The organism is Synechococcus sp. Cruz-7E5, from assembly GCF_024345995.1.
GTDB lineage: Bacteria > Cyanobacteriota > Cyanobacteriia > PCC-6307 > Cyanobiaceae > Regnicoccus_A.
Map to the genome: position 1 here is coordinate 58,443 of NZ_JAGQCE010000008.1, position 22,597 is coordinate 81,039.

The following is a 22,597-nucleotide window of genomic DNA, read 5'->3' on the forward strand; positions in this document are numbered from 1 at the left end:
ACAACTGATCGAATCACGGACGATCGCTCGAGGCTGTAATGCTCCGATCGATCTTTGTTCCCCGCAGATCAGCATCCTGGAAGACGGCGCCGATCAGGTTGGCACCGCTGAGATCGGCATCGGTGAGGATGGCCCGGGTGAAGTTGGCCTGAGTGAGATCGGAGCCGGCAAGATTGGCTTCAGTGAGATCAGCCTCCGTGAAGTTGGCCCCCTTCAGATCCGCACCCTGTAGATTGGCCTTGCACAACAGCGTGTCGGCGAAGTTGCAACCTCGCCAACGACTGAATGGAATCCTCAGCCCCGCCAGGTTTGTGCCATGCAAATCGAAGTCGTCCTGCCAGATGCCGTCTGAGCTGAGATCCTCGATGGCTCGGATACGTCCAAGGCTGTATTTCACTCCAGCCTCTTGTTGCGTCAGCAGCAAAGTGAGTAGCTCATGGTGTTCTCTCTCCTTGCGACGCCCCGCCTCAAGGATGTAGACGAAACCCGCCGTGACGATGCTGAACGATTCGACATTGCCAATGCTTATGACGTCCAGGAAGTTACTGGTCAGGCAGTTCTCTCTTGGGTCGGCTCCATGGCAGTTGTCGAAGCGATTGACGAGGGAGAGTAACGCAAAGGACATCATTGCCGCGATCAGCACCCTGAAGCCGAAGGAGCGATCCAGCAGCAGAAAGAACGGGGACGCGCGGCGGCGCTGCTGACGGGCCAGCCAGGTGTTCGGATGTGAAGGAGTCATGGCTTCAGAGGCGCACGATGCAGCGAAATCCCATGTGGCTTGTGGAGGTGTCGATGCCCTGGGCCATGCGTGCCGCTGGCCTGTAGCGGCGGCAGTAGCTGGGGGCGCAGAGATACGAGCCGCCCTTCACCACCTTGCGCGGCATCGCTCCATGCTGACTAGTGGGGTCGATGCTGGCTTCACGGGCGTCAGTTGATCCGGCGCAGCAGCCGCTGTTCTCCTCAGCCGCAAACTCCTGATCGGCCTTGAGGGAATGGTGGCCGTACCAGCTGTCGGTCCACTCCCAGACATTGCCGATGGTGTCGAACAAGCCATAGCCGTTCGCCGGAAAGACGCCCACAGGCGAGGTGCCCGCGTAGCCGTCCAGCAGGCTGTTGTGGTGGGGAAAATCGCCCTGGAAGGTGTTGGCCACCGGGCGCCCGCCTGGGTGTAGCTCTTCCCCCCAGGCGAACTCGGCGCCTTCACGGCCGCCCCAGGCGGCCCGCTCCCACTCCGCTTCGCTGGGCAGCTGCTTGCCGCTCCAGGCGGCATAGGCCGCTGCGTCGGCATGGGCCACATGCACCACTGGATGGTGGTCGCGGTGCTTGATCGAGCTGCCTGGCCCTTCGGGATGCCGCCAGTTGGCGCCGGCCATGTATTGCCACCAGCGATAGGGATCCCCGGTGCCGATCGGCCCGGGGGGCGGCACGAACACGATCGAGGACGGAACCAGCAACTCAGGCAGGGCGTCGGGATACTGGGCCGGATCGGCGGGCTGCTCGGCCAGGGTGATGTGGCCCGTGGCCTTGACGAACTTGCGGAACTGGGCATTGGTGACCAGTGAGCGGTCGATCCAGAACCCCTCCACACGCACCCGGTGGGCCGGGGCCTCCTCGGGGTAGTGGGCATCGGAGCCCATCACAAAGCTGCCCCCAGGGATCCATTCCATGCCAGGGGCCGGGGGGCGACCCGGCCGGGAACGGCTGGTGCTGGGGGCAACGGTCATGAGTGGATCAGCTCGCCCCCCCGGCGGAGATCAGCTTCTCCAGCACCTGCTGCACCGAGAAGCTGGCCGCCTTTTGGCGTGGCGGGAACTCCTTGAACGTTTCCAGGAATTCGCCCACAAAGGACTGGGCTGGCACCAGCATGAAGATGTGGTCGAACATCCAGTCCCAGTAGGTGTTGGAGGTGATGTCGGCCCGCTCGTAGGGATCGGTGAGCAGGTTGAAGATCTTCGGCACCCGCAGCTGCACGAAGGGCTCGGCCCAGATCTGGCAGGTGCCCTGCTCGCGCTGCTCGGCGAACACGAACTTCCAGTTGTCGTAGCGCAGACCGGTCAGATCACCGTCGTCGGAGAAGTAGAAGAACTCCCTGCGCGGGCTCTTCTCGACCTGGCCTGTCCAGTACTCGAGCATGTTGTAACCATCAAGATGCACCTTGAAGGTCTTGCTGCCCACCTGGTGGCCGGCCTTGAGCTTTTCCTTGATGGCGGGCTCACCGGCTGCGGCCACAAGGGTGGGCAGCCAGTCGAGGTGGCTCACGATACCGGAGAAGATGGTGCCCGGCGCGATCCGCCCGGGCCAGCGCACCAGGGCCGGCACCCTGAAGGCCCCCTCCCAGTTGGTGTTCTTCTCGCTGCGGAATGGGGTCATGCCCGCATCGGGCCAGCTGTTCATGTGGGGACCGTTGTCGGTGCCGTACATCACGATCGTGTCGTCGGTGACGCCCAGCTCATCGAGCAGGTTGAGCATTTCACCGATGCATTCATCGTGATAGATCATCACATCGTGATACTCCGATTGCCACCGACCGCTGCGGCCCACATCCTGGGGCCGAGCGTAGGTGCGGAAGTGCATGTGGGTGGTGTTGAACCACACGAAGAACGGCTCGCCCGAGGCCACCGCATCGCGGATGAAGCGCTTGGCTTCGGCCATGAACTCGTCGTCGGCCGTTTCCATCCTCTTGCGGGTGAGCGGACCGGTGTTCTCGATGCGCTGGGTGCCGTCCCCGTTGGCCCAGCAGTGCAACACTCCGCGGGGGGCAAACCGCTTGCGGAAGTTGGGGAACTCCGGATCATCCGCCTTGGGGTAATCCCGTAGCTCGGGTTCCTCCTCGGCGTTGAGGTGGTACAGATTTCCGAAGAACTCATCGAAGCCGTGCATCGTCGGCAGATGCTCGTCGCGGTCGCCGAAGTGGTTCTTGCCGAACTGGCCCGTGCGGTAGCCCAGGGGCTGGAGCAGTTCCGCGATGGTGGGATCCTCGGCGCGGTAGCCCAGCTCGGCGCCCGGCAGGCCCACCTTGCTCAGACCGGTGCGGAACACGCTCTGGCCGCTGATGAACGCGGCGCGGCCGGCGGTGCAGCTCTGCTCGGCGTAGTAGTGAATGAACTTGGCGCCTTCATTGGCCACCCGGTCGATGTTGGGGGTCTGGTACCCCATCAGGCCGTGGCTGTAGCAGCTGAGGTTGCTCTGGCCGATGTCGTCTCCCCAGAGGATGAGGATGTTGGGTTGACCGTTGGGCATGGGAGGTGGGGCCGGTGGTTGGCGCGTGAATGCACTCTTGTTCAAATTGCCGCCCATGGCAGTCTGGTGACACTCAAAAAGTGCAAGCGCCGATGGCTCCGCTCCAGCGGTTCGAGGCTGTCGAACAACTGGAAGCTCAGTTGCGGCGGGCGGGGCTTGATCTGCGGCTGAGCCAGCTCTCCAACGGCCGTCTCAACGGTGCCCTCGTCACCCGCAGGCTTGGGCGGTTGCAGTTGCTCCGGATCCAGGTCAACCGTCGTCTGCACGTGGCAGGCGGAAAGCCCCGGGAGCAACGGATGATCGCCTTGAACCTGCTGCCCCACTGCTGCGCTCCGCCGCTGCGGGCCCACGGCACTCCCATCGGTCCCGAGGCGTTGTTCGGCCTTGATCCCCGCGTGGAGGTTCACCTCTCCACTCCCGAGCAGCTGGATCTGGCGGTGGTGATGCTCAACCCCTCCGCCCTGCCGGGCTGGAGTGTTGAGCAGGGTTTTCCAGACCTGGAGACGGAAGCCTTCCGCTCCAACTGCCTGCCCATCGGTCCCACCTGTGCTGCCCAGCTTCAGCGTTGGTTGCTCAACCGATTGCCCCTGCGGGAGGATCTGCTGTCAGCTGGTGAGGAGCCGCCGTCAGCGCTGGGGAGTGGCGAGGACGGCCTGCTCCCCCTGCTGGTGGAGGCTCTGGAGCATGGGCTCCATCAGCGGGGCGGGCCCAGCCGTCCCCCGGCGCGCATCGAACTGGTCAAGCAGCTGCAGCACTGGGTGGAGGAGCACCCCTTGGAACCGATCAGCCTCGAGTTCCTCTGCCGTCAGGTGTATGCCGGCCGACGCAGCCTGATCCTGGGGTTCCAGGAGCACCTGGGCATGGGGCCGATGGCTTACTTCAAGCTGCAGCGGCTCCATGGGGTGCGCCGGGCGCTGCTGGCGGCGGGGCCGGGGACCGTGACGATCTCAGGGCTGGCGGCCCGCTGGGGCTTCCTCAATCCTGGGCACTTCGCCCGGGATTACCGCCGGTTGTTCGGGGAGTTGCCCAGCGCCACGCTCACAGCGGTTGGCCCCTCCGGCTCCGTCTGATCCGGTTGAAGCCGGAGGGGTGGCGAACACCTGGGCCCAGTCGTCACGCATGGACACCAGTGACCAGCCCCGCCGCGAGGCCTCCCTCAGCCCTCGATCGAGGCGGCCGAAGGAGGACTGGCTGTCGTAGGCCACCTCCCGCTCCGGGTCATCGTGGTGAATGATCACCCCCAGACGCTCTCCCGGCTGGCTGGTGGTCCACTCCAGCATCTCGAAGTCACCGTCGGAGTTGCCGAAAGCGGCGACGGGCCGGCGGCCGATCACCTGTTCGATCATCACCGGTTTGATCGCGTGGTCGTTGATCACCTGTACCTCGGGCTTGCGCAGGATCACCGGCAGGCCGGCCCGGTTGCTGTAGCGGCTGCCCACGGTCGAGCCGATCACCTGCTCGGGGGGGATTCCGTAGAGCTCTTCGCTGAACACCCGCATGAACTCCACGCCGCCACCGGAGACGATGTAGGTGCGAAAGCCGTTGGCGCGCAGGTAGTCGAGCAGCTCCCGCATCGGTTGATAGGTCAGGCTGGTGTAGGGGCGCTTCAGGGTCGGGTGGCAGGCGCCATCGAGCCACTCGCGCACCAGATCCCGGAACACCTCGGTGCTCATGCCGGCATGGGTGAGTGCCACCAGGTCGAGCAGGCCTTTGGTGCCCATGGTCAGCACCGCCTCGCCGTTTCCGGCCGCGGAGGCCGCCGCAAGCACCGGATTGCTGGCCAGCTCGGGTTGCTGGGCCACCAGGGCGCGGGCCCGCTCGATCGCAAAGGCCAGCTGCACGTACATCGGCTGCTCCGACCAGAGCGTGCCGTCGTTATCGAACACGGCGATGCGCTCAGCCGGCGGCACGTAGCCCTCGCTTCCTTCACGGCTGACGCTGGCGACGAAGGCCAGGATCCGCGCCTTGGTGGGCCCCTCGCGCCAGGAGGGCAGGGGTTGGCTGGAGATGCCGGGCTCTGCGGGGGCTGTCTTGCCAGCCGGCACAGGGGTCAACTGGGTCAGCATCGCCAGGGCGAGCAGGCTGCCTGTGGCCGCCGCCATCCCTTGCTGCAGCTCCTTCAGCTTCACCATCACGCCCGCTGCCTGGGCTGCCCGCCCTGGTGGGCTGTCGTTCGCTCGCCATCGGCGCTGAACAACTGAAGCAGTTGGGGCAGCAGGGCGTCCACGGCCCGACCGCGGTGGCCCACGCGCCGCTTGAGCTCGGGTGTCATCTGGGCGAAGCTCAGGCCCGTCTCGGGCACCAGGAACACCGGGTCGTAGCCGAAACCAGAGTCTCCGCCCGGGGCTTCCAGGATTTCACCCTGGCAGCGGCCCTCCACCTCCAGAACGGTTCGACCGCTGGGATCGGCCACTGCCAGGGCGGCCGTGAACGTCGCTCGCCGGTTGCCCTCGCCGGCCAGCTCCCGCAGCAGCCGCGCGATCCGCTCCTGGTCGCTGTCGGCGTAGCGGGCCGAGTGGATACCGGGGGCCCCGCCAAGGGCCTCCACGCTCAGCCCGGAATCATCGGCCAGGGCCCATTGCCCCGTGATCCGTGCCACCGCCTCCGCTTTGAGGCGGGCGTTGGCGGCGAAGCTGTCGCCGGTCTCATCCACCTCCAGGCCCTGGGGCTGGCTGCGCAGCTCGAGGTTCAGCCCAGGGCTCGCCGAGGCCAGCAAGGCCGTGAATTCCCTGAGCTTGCCGGCGTTGCCGCTGGCGATCACCAGCAACTTCGGGGCCGCAGTTGGGCTGGGGGTGTTCATGCTGTTTCGGCGAACTGGCGGGCCCACGCCAGGATCTCGCCCACCCGCTCCTCGCTCGCTGCCTCGCTGTAGAGGCGCAGCAGCGGTTCGGTGCCGGAGAAGCGCAGCATCAGCCAGTGGCTGGGGCCGAGGCGCAGCTTCACCCCATCGGTACTCACCACTTCCTGCACCGGCCAGCCGGCCACGCTTGTGGGGGGATCCTGGGCCAGCTGGCGCTCCAGCCGCTCCCGGCTGGCCATGTCCCTGAGGCGCAGGTCGAGCCGGTCGTAGGCGCTGGCTCCTCCGTGGTCAGCCTGAAGCCGGTCGAGACGCTCCCCCAGGGGCAGGCCACCCTCGACCAGTGCTTCCAGCACCAGCAGGGCGGCGAACAGTGCATCCCGCTCGGGCAGGTGCAGGCCGAAGCCAACTCCGCCGGATTCCTCGCCGCCCACCAGCACCCCGCCGGCGAGCATCTCGCTGGCGATGTACTTGAAGCCCACTGGCTTCTCGATCACCGGTCGTCCGAGCCCCTCGGCCACCAGCTGCATCAGGTCGGAGCCGCTCACGGTCTTGATCACGGCCCCCGGCAGCGCCCTGGCCCGGGCCAGGTGATCGATCAGCAGGGGCATCAGCAGTTGGGTGCTGCAGTAGCGGCCCCGCTCATCGATGGCGGCGATGCGGTCGCCGTCGCCGTCGAAGACGATCCCCACAGCCGGCCGGCCGGCCTTGCCGCTGGCTCGCACTGCCGCGATCAGCTCCTGCAGGTAAGGCGCCAGCGGCTCGGGGGGGTGGCCGCCGAAGAGCGGATCACGCCAGGAGCGGATCTCCTCAATGCATTCCTGATCGGAGCCGTCAGCGGCTTCTTCACCGGTCCAAGAGTCGCCCCCCAACAGGGCCGGCAGCCCTCCGGCCGCGGAGCCGTGCATGGGATCAACAATCACCCGAAGACCCATCTCCTCCAGTCCCCGGCGCAGGGCGCTGGTGTCGACCAACTGGCGCAGGCCCGCCAGGTAGCCGCCCCAGCCATCGAAGCGTGGGGTGTCGCCGGGGATCGGCACGGTGATGCCCCCCGCCTCCAGGCGCTTCTCCACATCGGCGGTGAAGGCCTCCTCCACAGATCCGCCGAAATGGCCCTTGATCTTCAGGCCGATCCACTCGGGAGGGTTATGGCTGGCGGTGATCACCAGAGCCCCGAGGGCGCCTCGCTCCACCACGGCCCAGCTACAGGCGGGTGTGGGCACGGCTGAATCGGTGAGCACCGGTTCGAGATCGGCGCCGCGCACGGCGCTGGCGATGGCTTCGGCCAGCTCCGGTGCCAGGAAGCGCCGGTCATAGCCGATCACCACCTCGCGGCTCGTGAGTGCCGCCGGGGCGGCGCGCTCCAGTTCGCGGGCCGCGGCCGCGGCCACCACCAGCAGCCGCTCCAGGGTCACATCGACGCCGAGGATGCCGCGCCAGCCGTCGGTGCCGAAACGGATGGGACTGGGCTCCAGGGGCAGGGGGGCAGAGGCCATGGGGGCATCGGTGTTCAGTAGCTCGTAGCAGTCGGCTGGCCGGCCTGGGCAGCAGCAGGTGCCGGCCTGGCGGCAGGCCACCCCCCGCCGTAGCCTGCCTCCATGTCCGCTGAACCGTCCAACCGGCTGGTGACCGACCGGTTGCTGCGCAGCTGGCTGCGCTGTCGGCGCCGTGCCTGGCTCGATCGCCACGGGGATCCCGCCCAGCGGAGCTGGAGCGCCCACAGGGCCCTCCAGCTCGACCACCAGCAGCGCTGTTTCGTGAGCTTGCTCGAGCAGCAGCCCCTGGCAGGGGAGGCCGCCTGTGCCGACGGGGCCCCTGCGGTGGTCGGAGTTCGACTCAGGGGAAGGGGCCCCGCCGGCCTGGCGCTGGAGGCCCATCCACCGCTGTTGCGGCGCAGCACCGGGGAAAGCCGCTGGGGGGCCTACGCCTACGAGCCCGTCATGGCTCGCCAGGGCCGTCGCCTCACCCGTGAGCACCGGCTTGTGATGGGGCTATGGGGGCAGCTGCTCTCGGGGTGGCAGCAGGGGCCTGTCAGCCATGGCCTGGTGGTGGCGACTGGCTCCGGGCGGCTCGAGCGGGAGCGGCTGGTGCTCGGGGAGGGACTGCTGCGCCAGCTGGATGAGGCCTTGCCCAAAGTGGCGGCGGACCTGGAGCGCCCCCAGCCGCCAGCGCTGGTGAGCGACCGCAAGAAGTGCGTGCTCTGCTCCTGGCGCGGACTCTGCGATCAGGAGGCGGCCGTGCAGGGCCACCTCAGCGAGGTCAGCGGCATCGGCGCCAAGCGGCGTGAGTTGTTGCTCGAGCTCGGCCTGTCCCAGCTGAGTGCCCTGGCCGCGGCCGATCCCGAGGTTCTCGCGGATGCGCTGGAGGTGCACGGCGAGCAGCACCGCGAGGTGGCGGCGCGGCTGGTGGCCCAGGCCCGAGTGCAACAGCGGGGGGAGCCTCTGCGTCTGCCGGTGGAGCCGGGCCAGGCAGCCACAGCCCTGCCCGAGCTGTCCACCGCCAGCGGGGTGCTGGTCTACGACATCGAATCCGATCCCGACGCCCGCGACGACTTTCTGCACGGCTTCCTGCGCATCGAGCGGGAAGCCGCTGGCCGCTGGCCCGTAGGGCTGGCTACCGACATGGGCTGCTACCGCCCGCTGCTGGCCTTGCAGGAACACGGCGAGGCCAGGCTCTGGCAGCGGCTGCGCCGGCTGCTGGCGGCCACGCCCCCCGACTGGCCCCTGCTCCACTACGGCGAAACCGAGTCGATCGCCCTGGTGCGCCTGGCCCAGCGCCAGGGGGCCAGTGAGCGCGAGCTGGCGGCCCTGCGCCGGCGCCTGGTGGACCTGCACCAGCGCTTGCGCCAGCACTGGTTGCTGCCTGTCAACAGCTACGGCCTCAAGGCGGTGGCCGGCTGGCTTGGCTTTACCTGGAGTCAGAAGGGAGTGGATGGGGCCCGTTGCCTGCTCTGGTGGCGCCAGTGGCGCGGCGATGGCACCCCGACGGGCCGAGGCAGTCTCCATTGCCTGCGCCGGATCTTCCGCTACAACCACGACGACTGTCTGGCCACCTGGGCGGTGGCCCGCTGGCTGCTGGATCAGGACGCGGCGCTGCCAGCCCCCACCGGTGGCGCCACTACCCCCAGGGGTTCGGAGATCTCCAGGGTGATCCCCTCGCCGGCCAGCAGCAGCGGCTCCGTCAGCGCCTGACGCCGCACCAGGGCCAGCCCCAGCCAGAGGCTGGTGCCACCATCGGGCCCGGCGTTCAGCCGCAGACTGGAGGTGATCCGTCCGGCCCGCTCGCCGCTGATGGTGCGCAGCACTGCCCCCACCACCGGCTCTATGTCCGTGCGAGCGGCGCTGGCGACTGGTTCCGCCCAGCACCAGCGCCGCAGCTGCTGTTTGACGCCGTCGTAGGTGGCCAGCTTGGCCAGGGTTTCCTGGCCCACATAGCAACCCTTGCTGAGGCTGACCCGATCCGCGAGCCCGAGCTCAAAGGGGTTCACCTCCTCGCTGATTTCGTTGGGGGCCAGCGGCCGCCCCTGGCTGAGGCGCCAGCGCTCGCTCTCGATCGGCCCAAGGGCCGGGATGGCCTCGAGCTCTGCGGTGAGGCACTCCCCATCCCTGAGCACCAGCCGATCGCCGGGCAGTTGCCAGCCCACGCTGGTGTTCTGAATGGCCCCGGCAGCTCCCTCCAGGCTGATCAGTTTCCCCGACAGCAGCGGCCCCAGGTTCACCTGATCGGCCGGAAACAGCACCCGGTCGAGGGCCTGATGGATGGCGGCCCCCTCGCCGGCGGTGATCACCAGCCAGGCGCCGCTGGCGTCGACCAGCACCTCCGCCAGGCCGCGCACTCTGGCGGTGGGGCTGAGGCAGCAGGTGGCGAGGCACTGGCCGGGCTGGGCACGCTCCAGGTCCTGGCTGCTCTGGCCATGGAGGAAGCGCAGGCTGTCAGGCCCTTCCAGGTGGATCAGACTCACGGGCTGCTCCCAGCGGCTGGGGCTGGCGGGCCGCCAGCCCCAGGGGCCCGAGGAGGTGGAGTGGTTCAGGTCCATGGCGGGGGCAGTGATGGACTCACCCTTGCAAAGTCTGCGCCGCGGCGGCGATCTCTTCCAGCAGGAACAGGCTGCGCAGCTCCAGACCAGCCGCCGTCATGGCATCCAAGCCCCCCTCCTGGCGATCGACGATCGTGACCACCCGCTCCACCACGTAGCCGGCCTGGCGCAACTGCTGCACCGCCTGCAGCGACGAGCCGCCCGTGGTCACCACGTCTTCCAGCACGGTGATTCGGCTTCCTGTGGCGGGCAGGGGCCCCTCCAGCCAGGCGCCGGTGCCGTGCCCCTTGGCCTGTTTGCGCACGATCAGGGCGTCGAGGTGAAGCCCCGCCTGGGCTGCCGCCATCGCCACGCCACTCACCAGGGGATCGGCGCCGAGGGTGAGGCCGGCCACGGCCGCGGCGTCCCCTTCCACCTGCTCCAACAGGGCCATGGCCAGCAGGGCCAGGCCGTAGCCGCTGAGGCTCACTGGCTTGCAGTTCACGTAGTGGTTGCTGCTGCGGCCCGACGCCAGGGTGAACTGGCCGTGGCGGTAGGCCTTGACGGCCAGCAGCTCCAGCAGCACCTGGCGGCGCCCCGGGGCTGTGTCGGGGATGGGGGTTAATGGCATCGGAGCGGAGAGTGAGCGTGGGAGCAGGGGCGGCGGCGCTCCGGCCAAGGCCCCTGGCAGAGCACGGCTCAACGGCCTAGTTTGCGCGATGATCAGGGTGTCACGCCCATACCGTTCCCCTGCTGGCCGCCTGAGCCATGAACTGCCGCAAAGCCATGCCCTCAGAGGCCTTCCCCATCTCTTTACGGGTTGAATGGGGCGTTGCGGTGCCTGTGGTACTTGGCGCCCTGTCCGGCGGCGCTCTGGCTCTGCTGCCCTCAACTCCAGCTGTCGCGGGCCCGGTGATCTGCACCACCACCCTGGAGGCCCCCCTGGCTGGCACCGGCAACAGCACCCAGCCGATAAGTGCTCCTGTGGAGGTCACCCGCTGTGGAGAGATCCAGACCACCGCGGAACTCGTTCAGCAGCGTGCCTACAGCTGGCGCTCCACCTTTGCCCGTGGGGTCAGCCTGACCCACCAGATCACCGACATCCTCGGCATCGCCATGGGAGGCCCCGAAGGCAACAGGGTGATGGGGCTGGGCTTCCCCGAGCAAGCCATCATCTGGGACTCCTCCGCCATCAGCAACACCACAGCAGCTCTGCTGGAGGAGCAAAGCGCTCCGATGCCCTGGCGCAATGCCGATCTCCCCTCAATCTTCTCCGCCAGCCTGCAGGTGGCTCCCATCTCGCTGCCGGTGGAAGAGGTTCAGCCGGGAGCCAACTATTTTCCGATGGACCAGCCCGTTCAGAGTTCCCCCGCCCGCCGACCGGTTCGTGGCCTCTGGTGAGGTCAGGAACCAGCAAGGGGGTCTAGCAATCTGGTGAATGCAGCGGGCTCATAATCCGCCGGAGGCGAGTTCGATCCTCGCGACCCCCATACCCCAAAAGCCCTGCAGCACAAGACATCTGAGCAAAGCGGGAGGGATCGGTCAGGAGCTCGGTTAGGCACGGATTAGGCACAAAAGGGGGCTTAAAGGGGCAAAGTAGGCACGGTTTTAGGCACGGTGCACCGTGGCTCCCAGGGACCCGTATCTCGCCCGTATCAACCGTGCCCTCAAGGACCTGGGCCATGCCGTTGCCATGGAGGTGGCGCCGTCAGGGAAGCGGCTGAGGCTGCGGGCGACGCTGCCCAGGCCCGATGGCAGCTGGGGCCAGCAGCGGGTCTGCACGCCGTTCCCCTATCCGGCGGGGCTGGAGCAGGCGCGAGAGCTTGCCGAGGAGCTGGGCCGGGATGTGGAACTGCACCGCCGGGGGCTTCAGCCGTTCCCGTTGGCGCGTTGGCTGGGGGACGGGACCAAGACAGCTGGCCGCTCAGAGCAGGCGATCAGCGGCCTGGAGGCGGTGAGCCGAACGGAAGAGTGGTGGTTCGGCGCGCGGCGGCGCTCTGCAACGGCGCCGACCACCTGGCTGGTGGATTACGCCCGGCCGCTGGCGCCCCTGCTGGCGCTGGAGGAGGTGGGAGCGGAGCAGCTGCTGGCGCTGGTGCGTTGCTGCATGGAGGGGAGTCGCAGCCGGCGACGGGCGGCGCAGGCGGCTGCCACGGTGGCGCTGGCCATTGAGCTGGGCCCGACGGTCGTGGAGCAGCTGCGGCAGGCGGGCAAGGGCTACAGCCCCCAGAGGGATGCGGCGCCGCGGGAGCTCCCCAGTGACGAGCAAATCGTGGAGCTGATCGATCGGCTTCCGTCGGGCTGGCAGTGGGTGGCGGCAATCTGTGCCACCTACGGGGCCAGGCCCCATGAGGCGCTGCTGATGGCGGAGGTTCAAGCCAATGGGCTGGTGCTGATCCGCGGCGGCAAGACCGGAGCGCGGCAGGGCCTGCCATTGCCCAAGGTCTGGATCGAGCGGTGGTCACTGCTGGATCGCCGCCTGCCAGCGATCAATCTGGAGCGCGATCACCGGACGGTGGGCAGCCAGCTGGGCGTGGCCCTGCGGCGATATGAAGCGCCGTTTGTGGCCTACGACCTGCGCCATGCCTGGGCGGTGCGGGCGATCCACCAGCCGCAGATCAGTCCATCGCTGGCGGCCAAGAGCCTTGGGCACTCGCTGATGGTCCACACGACGCTTTACCAGCGCTGGTTCGATTCCGCCTCGATGGCCTCACTGGTGGCGCAGATGTGAGGTGAACCCCACGACGTCGGTAGGGATGGTGCGGCGTTTGCGGATCTCTCCTGTCGTGGAGCTGGTGAACTGAGGCGTTCTGATGCTCAGTGAACCGGCATCTTGTTTCGGTGGGGTTGGTCATCGATCGACAGCCTGGTGGGCATGGCGTGACCCTTATCGACGGGCCCTCACAGCCGGGGTAACCCCACCTCTGAAGCAGGGGAACATTGCAGTGGGATAGTCATCTCCCATCACGTGATGCCCACACCATCCTCGATCCAGATAGACACTGAACCGCCATCAGCAACGAAATCAGCCCAGCCATGGGAATCTGTCCAGAGTGCATCGGATTTATCCCCGTAGACCCCATAGGCGCCAGCGGCAACAACGTATTTGTCGTTGAACAACTTAAGAGTGGCCAGATGATAGAAGCGCTTCCCGAATCGCCCCGTGTTCATGCGTATCGCCTGAACCCTGCCGAAGCCGTTGTTGATCACCACCGCCATCGCCCCTCTGGCGCCCTCCACTCCACCCATCCTGACCCAGCCAGCAACGTTTCGATTGGCATAGAACCTCTCTTCGCCAAGCGCAAATTGCTTGCGCAGCTTCAGCAGCAGATCGAGATAATTCCTGCCGCTCGGGCGGGCGCGATGATGACCACTATCGTGTGAGCCGTAGTAGTCTGGGAAAAACAGGCAGGGATAACCTTTGTCTCGCAGAAGAATATAGGCGTAGGCCAGAGGCTTGAACCACTCTTCCACATGGGAGTTGTATTCACGTCCAAACTGATAATCATGGTTCTCCACGAAGGTAACGGCACACCTGGGCTGCTCTGCCATCAAGGTGCCATGATCCAGCGACCTCAGGTCGTAACTATCGCCCGCCTTGCTGGCATCCTTGAAATGGAACCACAAGGGAAAGTCGAAGAGAGTAACCGGCTGGGGGAACTGATCCGTTGCTGTGACGCGAGTGAGATAGCTATGGAGCGTACCTGTGTCACCGGCGATGTACTCGGCCACCGCAAAAAGTGGTTTGCCGGTTTTCCATCGCAGATGACCAAGCCATTCCTGGATATAACCTCCAGTAATGTGCTTGACTGCATCCAGTCTAACGCCATCCAGCCCGATGGTATCGACCAACCAGGTGCCCCATGTCTTCACCTCTAGCCGTACGTCTTCGCGGCCATAGTCTAGATCGCAGTCTTGAAGGTAGTCGTAATTGCCCTTCTCCAGGGATACCCACTTCTCGAAGTTCTTGAGGTTCGGCTCAAAGCCTTGCTCGTTGTAGATGAAACGATAGATATACTTCCCACCTGTTTCGTCGAACTCCAGGCCGTTCTGCTTCAGCTTGTACGCCGTGTCGACGCTGTCGAAGTGACGGGCGCTCCACGTGAAGCTGGAATGCTTTCCTGCCCTTGCCGGAAAGGTGAACGAGGTGTAGGCCTTGATTTCGATCAGGCCGCTCTCGAAACCTGGATCCCAGCGCTCCTGGTTGCGGTCCTCTTTATCGACACGTACCGCTTGCCAGTAGTCATCCTGGTCGCCCCCGGCCCTGTGGTTGAGAACAATGTCGCCAATGACCTGGAGATAGCGCTTGTTCGGGTCCTTTACCAGGCTTCCATCTGCTTGCTGACTGTAGCCATGCAGAGCGTTGATGGCCTCATGGAGCTGTTGCTTGGTTCCATATTTCGAGCGGCCAGGTCCCCTCTGAGGAAACTCGCCAAGGTCATAGGGGTCGTGGATGTCATAGCCCGTGCTGGAGGTACCTGAACTTCCCTTGGTTGGTGGCGGAATCCAAACGGCATCGATGCCGATGTCGCGAAGGTGGTCGGCCTGCTGCTTGAGAAACACCCAAAGGGGTTGATTGCCCTGAACCACATCATCAATATCTAGAAACCAATGGAAATACTGAAACATCACGCCATTGATAGCTTGAGACATGGGGACAATATCTTCTAGAGTAAGATACTTGGTCTAGCTGAGTAATTCTGGCCAGATTGTAGTTTGCGACACAACTTCATCTTCCGTAAAGCCTACCCTGCTGAGCCCATTTTGCAGTCTGGAGGAAGAGTTGGGTGTTTCCACGCAGATGGGCGTTCACGGAGGCGGTAATCCTTCGCCCGCCGCTGATGAATCTCGTGCTTAGTGATCTTGTGCCATCGACGGCTATAGCTTTGATGACGGTATTTGGGAATGTTGATTAATCAGAAGTTGATGGCATGACTCAGGTGACCACTGCAGTGTAACTATCGATACAGCAGTACGTTCTACTTTGCGAAGGTGAACCCATTCTGCTGGAGCGCTGACACATTCACCTGCAGTATGCGCCGTGTGGCGGGATTGGCCACCTAGGTGTCGTGCACCACGTCGATTCCGCCCGGATGGACCAACCCGCTCCACTAATCAGTGCTGGGCCTGCTCGGGAGGGCCATAGATGTCTAGGCTACAGGATCACTGTTGAAACCAACATCCCTGCATTCCGGCACCTACAGGATGAACAGGGCTTGGGTTGGCAGATCTCCTTTATGCTCTTACCTGGGCATTCATTTCGAAACTCATAATGTCATGAATCCAATCGGTTATCTGTCAACATCAAGGGGAGCCGACCATGAGGTACTTGACCGTGAAGAGCGAACAGCAAGGAGAAAATTCCTAGTTCATGGCCTGGAGCGTTATCTATTTCAGAATGTAGGCAGCAATGTATATCTTGAAAACAAGAAAAGGTTTGACACCCTTCGCCGCAAAGGCAGGAAAAGTGTCACAGATGCAATGATTGCCATAGCGTTGGATCATGCAAAGAATGCAGGCGAGCAACCGAAGACAAGTATTCCGGCATTTGAGGGTCTTGAAGAACTTCTGTTGATCCTCGCCACAGAGAATGCCGAGAATGAGGGCAATCGCGCAAAGCTCGCAAAACGTAGGAATACTCAGCGAAGAGAGAAGGAAAGGGCTTCACGTAAGGAACGGGAATTAGCTAGGCGTAGGGATAAGGAAGCGGCTAGACAGGCTCTGATGGTTGAAAAGATAAGACAACAACAGGAGGAGAAACTTAGGAAGAGCCTTGGACTAGATCAGCTCGCGGACACAGCACTTGCCGAAGAGCTGTTATTGGCAATTGAGGAGGCTCAGAGAGACTTGCATGGATATTTCTACCTCAAGTTCTGGGTTGTTAGTGCCGAAGAGCCATGGTACAAGGTAGGGATCACTAACGACCTTTCCAGGCGTGACTTGGAGCAAAATGTTTTGCCTGTTCCCGCTACGCTGTTGAGGTCAATTGACTTTGGCAGTATTGACAAGGCACGCGTGGTTGAAAAGGCTGTTCTTCGTGTACTGGAGGCCAATCGAATTAAACATGCAAGTAACCGGGAGCTGTTTCAGCTTAGTGGAGCGCAGTTATCTGCCCTCCTGGGCGTAATTGATAAAATTCAGAGTCGCATAAGCGCTTGATAGGAGTTCCATGCAGCGTCCATGGAACTGAGCTTACTGCGCACAATTAGAAGCCGTAGTAGTCAGCACCGACAGTATCAGCTTGACTAGGGGCCAGAACGAGGCCGGCACTGTGCGGTAGCCGCGAGACTGGGCCCACTCCAGTACCGAGAACGGCAGCGGAGTGCCCCGCAATGTTGCGCCTCGTCCTGTCGAACTTGGTTGTGATGAACAACTCTGAACCCCGAACCCCGTTTGTATCGAATTATGTTGGGCTGTTCTGACTTGCGCCATGTGACCTATCCATACTGCAGATCAGCTAAGCGGGTCAGGCAATGGATCGGATGTTGGTGGTCCTGGTTGGTGGGCTGGCGAACGGCTACAGCGGAAAGGATGTGCGTCTTGGACGCCCAGGCACATGGAGCCGCTTACTGGCCAGCAGGTTCCCAGAGACATTTGCACGGCCCGAGGAGATCCGCACGATCAAGGACATCGAAGCCGCACTCCGCGCAGAGATGGACGAGCGATTGCCGCAACCGCAGGACCAGCCGATCAACTTTCTGCCGGTGAAGTACGACGGTCAGTTCACGGTGGGCCCTCTCAGTCGCCGCTCACCGGATGTTCTGGCCCAGCAAATCAACGAGCAGATTGCCAGGAAATATGCCGCCCTTAGTCATGCCGGTGGCCCCGTACGGCTGGTGCTGCTGACCTTCAGCGCCGGAGCCATTTTGGCCCGTCGCGCGATGGTCCTTGGCTTAAACGAAGGCACCAAGACCGTTGGAGCCGCCGCCAGACCATGGCCAGAGGCGGTGGAGACAGTGGTGATCCTCTCGGGCATCACCAAAGGATGGCAGTTCACCACGGCAACACCTGCCCCTCTTCGGTTCGTTGGGCAGGCAATCCGGTTCCTGGTCCCTTTCGATCTCCTGATCTGGAAGCTCTATCGGGGGGCGCCGTTCGTGGTGGATACCCGACTGGCCTACACGGAAGCCTTCTCGGCAGATACCAGCGACCGGCAACCCGATCGGGAAGTCCACAGGAAGCCACCTCGCACGGTCTTTTTCCTGGGGTCAAGGGATGAGTACGTCACACCAAGTGACTGTCTGGAACTTCATCCAGATGCTGACCCCGTCTATCTGGAAATACCCCACACCAACCACATTTCGATGCTGACCGATGCCGGCAAGCCTGGCGGCCTGGTGCCACGTCTTATCGGCGAGGCTATCGCACCGCAACGAGATGGCGAGGGTAAGATTCAACCTTCTGACGAGTGGATGCACCATGCCGCCAACCTGAGCGACATCGATGATTACCTTGATCCACTCGATCTTCAGGACGACCACATGCCCGACCAGGATGTGGATCACGTCGTGATCGTGATGCACGGCATCCGCGATGACGGCTTCTGGGCCAAGCGAGTGTCGCGCGAAATCAAGACCCTTTACCGTGCCCGCCATCCCGGCGAAACGACACGACGGCTCCGCACCGTCACCCCCTCCTACGGATTTTTCAGCATGTGGGACTTCCTGTTCCCAGGCGGTCGCACCAGGGCCCTCTACTGGTTTCTTGACAAGTACGCCGACATCCGCAGCCTCTATCCCAGAGCCGGGAAGATCGACATGATCGCCCACAGCAACGGCACTTATCTCGGTGCCCAGGCGCTTCGAGACTGCCAGCAGGTCCGATTCCGCAGGATGCTGTTCGCCGGCAGCGTCGTGCGTCGCGATTTCTGGATGCACCCCATTCCCCGACTGCCCGAACGGCTGGAGGCCTTCCACAGCTTCATCGGTCGGGAAGACCTTGTCGTGGCCCTCCTGCCGGGGGCCTTGGAGACCATCCCCGTGCTCAATGACTGGCTCAACGTGGGCGCCGCGGGTGCCTTCGGGTTCCAGCGCCTGCCGACTCTCGATGCCCCTTTGGACGGCCGTATCAAGGGGCCCTCCTGGACGCAGAGCCTTGGCTTCGGCTCGGCAGAATGTCGCAGCGTGGGTGAGTGGCCACACCAGGCAAGCCAGCGCATGATCCGCGGTGGTCACGGCGCGGCAATCCAGGAGGACTGCTGGAAAGCGATAGCGGACTTCGTGATCGACGACCGCAGCATGGATGAAATCCTGGGCAGTGTGAGCAGTACGCACCAGAACCATCCATTGGGACAGGTTTCGAGGGGTTCGTTGACTAGCCTGGTTCTGAACTTGCTAAGGTTCATCTCGGGCGCAGTGATGGTTCCTTTGCTCTTTTTCTTGCTGCTATTCCCTCTCTGGTACCCGACGCTGGTGCTTGCAGATCGTGTTCCCGCCATCACCCTCCCAGTCCTTGGCGGCTTCCCGATGCTTGTCCCGGCTCTTTTATACCTAGTGTTGTTCATTCTCGTCTCAGTGCTTCGCAACGGTCTTCGGTATCTCTGAGACAGCACTGGTTCAATTCCGCCTCGATGGCCTCACTGGTGGCGCAGATGTGAGGCGAAGGCTTCGACGTCGATATAGATGGTGTGGCGTTTGCCTGAGGGGCCTGGCACGGCGCGAACGAACTGGGTGGGGATACGTCCCCGGTTGATGGCAGCCCGCAGTGCCCGGGTGCTGGAGTAGTGCAGTGCTCCAGCGGCCACGGCGATCGGCAGCCAGGGGCTCTTGCTGTTGCGGGCTGGCGCGAGTTGGAGGCGGGCCTCCAGTTGGGTGAGCTGGGCGGAGATGAGATCGAGCCGCCGGCTCACCTCCTGCAGCTCGGGGGGAGGCAGTGACTTCCTCGTGGTGGTGGCTTCCGTGTTCATGACTCCTGGTCGGGCTTCAAGGAGGGTGTGCGGCGGGTGAGCTCATGGCAGAACTCCATCACCAGGGCGGCCGGCCCATGGGTGGTGGCCAGATCGATCGCGGCATCGATGGCGACGTTGGGCAGCTCCTGCAGGAAGGTGGCGAGGCACTGAGCCTGCGAGTGTTGAGCCTGAGGGTGCTCGGGGCGCTGAGTGCTCATGCCGCAGTGGCGGCCTCGGCCGGCTTGATGGTCCAGAACGGGTTGCCGCGTTTCTCGGTGGCATCGCCGAGCTGCTCGGCGAGCTTCTTGCGCTGCTTCAGATCGGCTTCGAGGGCCTTGATCGACTCGGGGTAGGCATAGGTCTTGCGACCCTCTGATCGGTAGATGGTGTAGCCATCAACGAGCGGCAGACCTTTTTCCGGCAGCACACCCGTTTCCACCAGTTGATCCAGTGCAGCAGTTGCGCTGCGGACCTGGTCTTCCCAGTAAAGGAGCGAGGCCTTGGCTTCTGCTGCTGCATGAAGGGCCTCAGCGACCTCCGCCGATAACGAGAACTCCGAGCAGGAAGGCGACGGCAGAGGTGGCGAGGAGGTCGAGGCGGTGGCGGATGCGGACATCAGCTGTGAGGCGGTGGGATGGGTTGCTGGTCGGTTTGCGGGGCCGGAAGCGAAAGCGAGCCCGCGTGCGCGCAAAGGCCGGAAGCGCTGGATGTCTCATGGGCTCAGCCGTGCTCGATCCAGCTTACTGCTAGTGGACGCTACTAGCGCAGCCTTAGTGATGTGCCTTTACGCCTACCAAGGCCGCCAGGCGGCCTCGTAGCGGCAGAAGGCGCGCAGCCAGCGATCGGCGCAGTCCTCGGCGCGGTGGGTCTGGATCTCGCACTGACCAGGGCCGGCCCAGATCGTGAGGCAACGCGAGAAGGGCAGCCCGTAGTGCAGCTGGGCCATGACCACACCGGCTCCGAGCTGGGGTCGTGTGTCGTACTTGCGGCCCTTCTCCGACAGTGACTTGAGATCCGCGACCCCGTAGCTGCCGTCAGGGAAGCGCAGGATCAGATCCAGGGTGCCGGCCACGTTGCGCTCCAGGTCGTAGAGCATCAGTTCCGAGGCGACCACCTCGACGTGCTCCCAGATCGGCTGCGCCAACAGAGGTTTAATCCAGTCCGAGTAGGCCCCGTAGGTGGGCTCGAGTGGATCGAGCGGCCGATCCCAGTCGGCACCCTCGGGCTGCAGCGCGGCTGGCCCGCTCCAGCGGTGGTGCGCGAAGTGCTGCAGCGCCGCGTGGCAGGTGTTGCCGCGGGGCTCCCAGATCGAGCGCCAGGCCTCGATCCACAGCAGGGCGTCGTCGCTCTTGCACACCCGGCTGATCACGCCGGTGATCGAGACGGGGAACCAGTGGCCGCTGCTGGGCAGCCAGTAGGTCCAGCTGGCGTCGTCACGCTCGATCTCCAGGGGCTCCAGCCAGGCGGCCGTGGCCGGCGCTGTTGACGGGCTGTGGGTCATTAAGCCCCGCTTTTAGGACTAGCAATCCCTAAAGTACAGCGGTATTCCGCAGCGAGGCGCCATGGCGCGACCGCAGTTGCCCCCACCGATCACGGTTCGGCTGGACCGTGAGCAGCTGGCCTTCCTCAACAGCCTTGGCGGTGGCAACCGCACCAAGGCGTTGCGCCACGTGCTCACCGAGGCGATGGCCTTGCACCGGCAACGGCAGGCAACAGCGAGACGGCGCTGGCTGGCCGAGCAGGCCCAGCTGCAGGCCCTGGGCATCAACCCAGCCAGCGGAGAGCGGGTATGAGCAACGACGCGCAGGCCGTCAGGTCAGCAACGGGCTGGTTCACGCAGATCGCCAACTCGGCACTGCGCGACCGGCGCCTGTCCTATCGGGCCAGGGGTGTGCTTGCTGCCTGCCTGACCCATGCCGAGGGCTTCGCGTTCAAACGTGCCTGGATCGATGCCCACGGACCGGAAGGGCGCGACGCGATCACCAAGGCGATGCAGGAGCTGAGAGGTCTGGGCTACTGCATCGACCAGTGCATCCACGACAAGAAGGGAAGGCTGCTCCGTAAGCGCCTTCTGTTCCTCGACACCCCCGGGCCGCAGAACCCGTCAGATCGAGCCGGATTTGCGGATTTTCAGGGATTTACGGATTCTCAGGCTTGTGGTGATTTTCAGGGCTGTGCGGATTTTCAGGGACAAGGTGATTTCCCGGCAGAAATGCCAGTTTCAGGCTCCTCTTCTGCGGATTTCCAGGAAATCGATTCTGCGGTTTCTGCGGATTCTCAGGCCAAAGGTGGAGGCCCAGAACATGCCGATTCTCAGGCGAATGGCCCGGGCAGTGGCTTGAGACCAGCCTTACGACTGAACAACCATCGAACGGAAAAACCGTCGGAGGGAAAACCAGGGGGACATAGAAGAAGATCAAGGGTTCAAGAAGATCAAATCAATCCAAATCCTTGTTTATCCTCTGAGGCCTCTGGAGTCCACGGCCAGAAAAAAAAGGGTGCAGACAGTCGCCAGGAACAGCCGCAACAGCCGGCTGCCGTCCCGGAGCCCTGGGATCCGACCAAGCGACCCCCACCGCGCCTGGGACCGCCTGAGGACGATCCGCCTGCTCACGCCCCCCGGTTGCCTGTGCCGGTGGCGGACCTGCCCAGGCACCTCCAGCCGATGGCTGATTCGATCGAGGCCTACTGGCTCGAGAAGGCTGGTTCCCGCAGCCGCGCCGCCTTCGATGCGGTTGTGTACGAGCTGGGCCTGGTAGCGGCCAAGGGCGGGCGCCGTGCCGCCTGCGAACTGCTTCGCCAGGCCATTCAGTCGGGCTGGACCGCCATCAACTACGCGGCCTGGGTCAAGCACTGGGAGGCGAATCGTGACCCACTGGCTGGCCATCCGGCCTACCAGCTCTTCCAGCCCCGATGAGCGCCCCAAGCCACAAGCGCCGCCAGGTTGATCGCGAGGTCACGTTTCGCGGCCCGGACTGCAAGTGCATGGCCTGCTACGACACCGGGATCGTGGCCAACGGCGACGGCCTGGTGGGGAGCTTCCTGCCGGACTACGACGTGCTCGAGGACGGCCTCTCGGCTGGTGGTTCCGATCTGGCGCTGATCTGCCACTGCGCGGCGGCCTACCCGCAGAGCCACGGCCAGGAGAAGCCCCGCGCCGGTTATCGCGAGGCCAGCGGTCAGATCCACCTGGTGGACGGCAAGTACGCGATGGGCTCTGAGATCCCCAGGACCGCGATCGATGAACTCCACCGGCTCAGGTCTGAGGCCTGGCAGCAGACCGCAGCGGAGATGAACCGGGTCCGACAGGCCCGTGCCCATGGCGATCTTCAGGCGCGGCCCTGGTTCGTGGAGGAGGTGCGGGAGGCCCTGATCCGCACGGCGCAGGACCAGGCCCGCTCTGCCGCTGCCGCTGCTCCCGTTGACCCAGGCGGTGGCGATCCGGCTCCGGTTGCTGGCCAGCTGCAGTCGCTCGGCTCGTGCCTGGGGGCGTTGCTCAGCTCCCCTGGAGCCCTGGGCGGTGCCTGCGCCGATCCGCCGCTGGAGCTGGAGCCCACCGCAGCGACCGATGGAGACACCCCATGACCACGCGGCTCCCGCCCGCAACGGGGCCACGCATCGCGCCGCAGTGGCCCGCCGCTGCCCCGGCAGCAGGCCT

The 22,597-nt window shown here is 64.4% G+C and carries 21 protein-coding genes, 1 tRNA gene and 1 pseudogene; 10 read left to right on the forward strand and 13 right to left on the reverse strand.

The window, feature by feature from the left end; genetic code table 11:
• Positions 1-13: 13 nt before the first annotated feature.
• The 3 genes from KBY77_RS10340 to KBY77_RS10350 all read right to left on the reverse strand — a co-directional run bounded on the left by KBY77_RS10340 (position 14) and on the right by KBY77_RS10350 (position 3,240).
• The gene (locus KBY77_RS10340; RefSeq protein WP_255104008.1) at positions 14-643 is read right to left on the reverse strand and encodes a pentapeptide repeat-containing protein; all 630 of its coding nucleotides are present in this window, start codon (positions 641-643) and stop codon (positions 14-16) included.
• A gap of 100 nt (positions 644-743) precedes the next feature.
• Complete coding sequence (locus KBY77_RS10345; RefSeq protein ID WP_255104010.1) at positions 744-1,724, reverse strand: formylglycine-generating enzyme family protein; 981 nt, start codon at positions 1,722-1,724, stop codon at positions 744-746.
• A 7-nt stretch (positions 1,725-1,731) separates the two neighbouring features.
• Positions 1,732-3,240, reverse strand: coding sequence for an arylsulfatase (locus KBY77_RS10350; RefSeq protein WP_255104012.1), 1,509 nt, complete (start codon positions 3,238-3,240; stop codon positions 1,732-1,734).
• A gap of 443 nt (positions 3,241-3,683) precedes the next feature.
• Here KBY77_RS10350 and KBY77_RS10355 point away from each other — a divergent pair.
• Positions 3,684-4,220 (forward strand): annotated as a pseudogene (locus tag KBY77_RS10355) (hypothetical protein); the annotation flags it as partial.
• On the opposite strand, the gene KBY77_RS10360 reads toward KBY77_RS10355, so the two are convergent.
• The 3 genes from KBY77_RS10360 to KBY77_RS10370 are packed head-to-tail and all read right to left on the reverse strand — an operon-like array spanning position 4,188 to position 7,533.
• On the reverse strand, positions 4,188-5,372 hold the full coding sequence (locus tag KBY77_RS10360; protein ID WP_255104022.1) for an HAD family phosphatase: 1,185 nt from the start codon (positions 5,370-5,372) through the stop codon (positions 4,188-4,190). The pseudogene KBY77_RS10355 and the gene KBY77_RS10360 sit on opposite strands and share 33 nt — an antisense overlap.
• Entirely contained in the window at positions 5,372-6,040 is a 669-nt protein-coding gene (rdgB, locus tag KBY77_RS10365) for an RdgB/HAM1 family non-canonical purine NTP pyrophosphatase (RefSeq protein WP_255104024.1), read from the reverse strand. Before rdgB ends, KBY77_RS10360 begins: the two co-directional genes overlap by 1 nt.
• Complete coding sequence (locus KBY77_RS10370; RefSeq protein WP_255104026.1) at positions 6,037-7,533, reverse strand: phosphoglucomutase/phosphomannomutase family protein; 1,497 nt, start codon at positions 7,531-7,533, stop codon at positions 6,037-6,039. The genes rdgB and KBY77_RS10370 overlap by 4 nt, the downstream gene beginning before the upstream one ends.
• Before the next feature lie 102 nt (positions 7,534-7,635).
• On the opposite strand from KBY77_RS10370, the gene KBY77_RS10375 reads away from it, so the two are divergent.
• A complete protein-coding gene (locus KBY77_RS10375) occupies positions 7,636-9,228 on the forward strand; it encodes a TM0106 family RecB-like putative nuclease (protein ID WP_255104028.1) in 1,593 nt (530 codons plus the stop codon).
• On the opposite strand, the gene KBY77_RS10380 is transcribed toward KBY77_RS10375, so the two are convergent.
• A complete protein-coding gene (locus KBY77_RS10380; RefSeq protein WP_255104030.1) occupies positions 9,117-10,073 on the reverse strand; it encodes a folate-binding protein YgfZ in 957 nt (318 codons plus the stop codon). The genes KBY77_RS10375 and KBY77_RS10380 overlap by 112 nt on opposite strands.
• Positions 10,074-10,092: 19 nt before the next feature.
• Positions 10,093-10,683, reverse strand: coding sequence for an orotate phosphoribosyltransferase (gene pyrE / locus KBY77_RS10385; RefSeq protein ID WP_255104032.1), 591 nt, complete (start codon positions 10,681-10,683; stop codon positions 10,093-10,095).
• Positions 10,684-10,820: 137 nt separating this feature from the next.
• Between pyrE and KBY77_RS10390 the strand changes: the two genes are divergently transcribed.
• From KBY77_RS10390 to KBY77_RS16515, 3 genes are all read left to right on the forward strand, one after another.
• A complete protein-coding gene (locus KBY77_RS10390; RefSeq protein ID WP_255104034.1) occupies positions 10,821-11,453 on the forward strand; it encodes an occludin/ELL family protein in 633 nt (210 codons plus the stop codon).
• A gap of 16 nt (positions 11,454-11,469) precedes the next feature.
• Positions 11,470-11,542: transfer RNA gene (locus KBY77_RS10395), tRNA-Ile, on the forward strand.
• 134 nt (positions 11,543-11,676) lie between these two features.
• Complete coding sequence (locus KBY77_RS16515) at positions 11,677-12,783, forward strand: integrase (RefSeq protein ID WP_315856477.1); 1,107 nt, start codon at positions 11,677-11,679, stop codon at positions 12,781-12,783.
• 233 nt (positions 12,784-13,016) lie between these two features.
• Here the strand turns inward: KBY77_RS16515 and KBY77_RS10405 are convergent, their stop codons facing one another.
• Positions 13,017-14,705, reverse strand: coding sequence for an alpha-amylase (locus KBY77_RS10405; RefSeq protein WP_255104036.1), 1,689 nt, complete (start codon positions 14,703-14,705; stop codon positions 13,017-13,019).
• 516 nt (positions 14,706-15,221) lie between these two features.
• On the opposite strand from KBY77_RS10405, the gene KBY77_RS10410 reads away from it, so the two are divergent.
• Complete coding sequence (locus KBY77_RS10410) at positions 15,222-16,211, forward strand: GIY-YIG nuclease family protein (protein WP_255104038.1); 990 nt, start codon at positions 15,222-15,224, stop codon at positions 16,209-16,211.
• 323 nt (positions 16,212-16,534) lie between these two features.
• Positions 16,535-18,595 carry a hypothetical protein gene (locus KBY77_RS10415; RefSeq protein ID WP_255104040.1) on the forward strand — a complete coding sequence of 687 codons (2,061 nt, stop codon included), beginning with the start codon at positions 16,535-16,537 and terminating at the stop codon, positions 18,593-18,595.
• Between the two features lie 32 nt (positions 18,596-18,627).
• Here KBY77_RS10415 and KBY77_RS10420 read toward each other — a convergent pair whose 3' ends face one another.
• The 4 genes from KBY77_RS10420 to KBY77_RS10435 all read right to left on the reverse strand — a co-directional run bounded on the left by KBY77_RS10420 (position 18,628) and on the right by KBY77_RS10435 (position 20,440).
• Complete coding sequence (locus tag KBY77_RS10420) at positions 18,628-18,957, reverse strand: hypothetical protein (RefSeq protein WP_255104042.1); 330 nt, start codon at positions 18,955-18,957, stop codon at positions 18,628-18,630.
• Positions 18,954-19,157 carry a hypothetical protein gene (locus KBY77_RS10425; RefSeq protein ID WP_255104044.1) on the reverse strand — a complete coding sequence of 68 codons (204 nt, stop codon included), beginning with the start codon at positions 19,155-19,157 and terminating at the stop codon, positions 18,954-18,956. Before KBY77_RS10425 ends, KBY77_RS10420 begins: the two co-directional genes overlap by 4 nt.
• Positions 19,154-19,555: a hypothetical protein gene (locus KBY77_RS10430; RefSeq protein WP_255104046.1), complete on the reverse strand. Its 402-nt coding sequence runs from the start codon at positions 19,553-19,555 to the stop codon at positions 19,154-19,156. Before KBY77_RS10430 ends, KBY77_RS10425 begins: the two co-directional genes overlap by 4 nt.
• Before the next feature lie 174 nt (positions 19,556-19,729).
• Positions 19,730-20,440 carry a PD-(D/E)XK nuclease family protein gene (locus tag KBY77_RS10435; RefSeq protein ID WP_255104048.1) on the reverse strand — a complete coding sequence of 237 codons (711 nt, stop codon included), beginning with the start codon at positions 20,438-20,440 and terminating at the stop codon, positions 19,730-19,732.
• A gap of 61 nt (positions 20,441-20,501) precedes the next feature.
• On the opposite strand from KBY77_RS10435, the gene KBY77_RS10440 reads away from it, so the two are divergent.
• Genes KBY77_RS10440 through KBY77_RS10450 form a run of 3 tightly spaced genes read left to right on the forward strand, consistent with a single transcriptional unit; the run spans position 20,502 to position 22,524 of the window.
• The gene (locus tag KBY77_RS10440) at positions 20,502-20,732 is read left to right on the forward strand and encodes a hypothetical protein (RefSeq protein ID WP_255104050.1); all 231 of its coding nucleotides are present in this window, start codon (positions 20,502-20,504) and stop codon (positions 20,730-20,732) included.
• Positions 20,729-21,856 (forward strand): hypothetical protein, encoded by a 1,128-nt coding sequence (locus tag KBY77_RS10445; protein ID WP_255104052.1) that lies wholly within the window; start codon positions 20,729-20,731, stop codon positions 21,854-21,856. Before KBY77_RS10440 ends, KBY77_RS10445 begins: the two co-directional genes overlap by 4 nt.
• Complete coding sequence (locus tag KBY77_RS10450) at positions 21,853-22,524, forward strand: hypothetical protein (RefSeq protein WP_255104054.1); 672 nt, start codon at positions 21,853-21,855, stop codon at positions 22,522-22,524. Before KBY77_RS10445 ends, KBY77_RS10450 begins: the two co-directional genes overlap by 4 nt.
• Positions 22,525-22,597 lie beyond the last annotated feature (73 nt).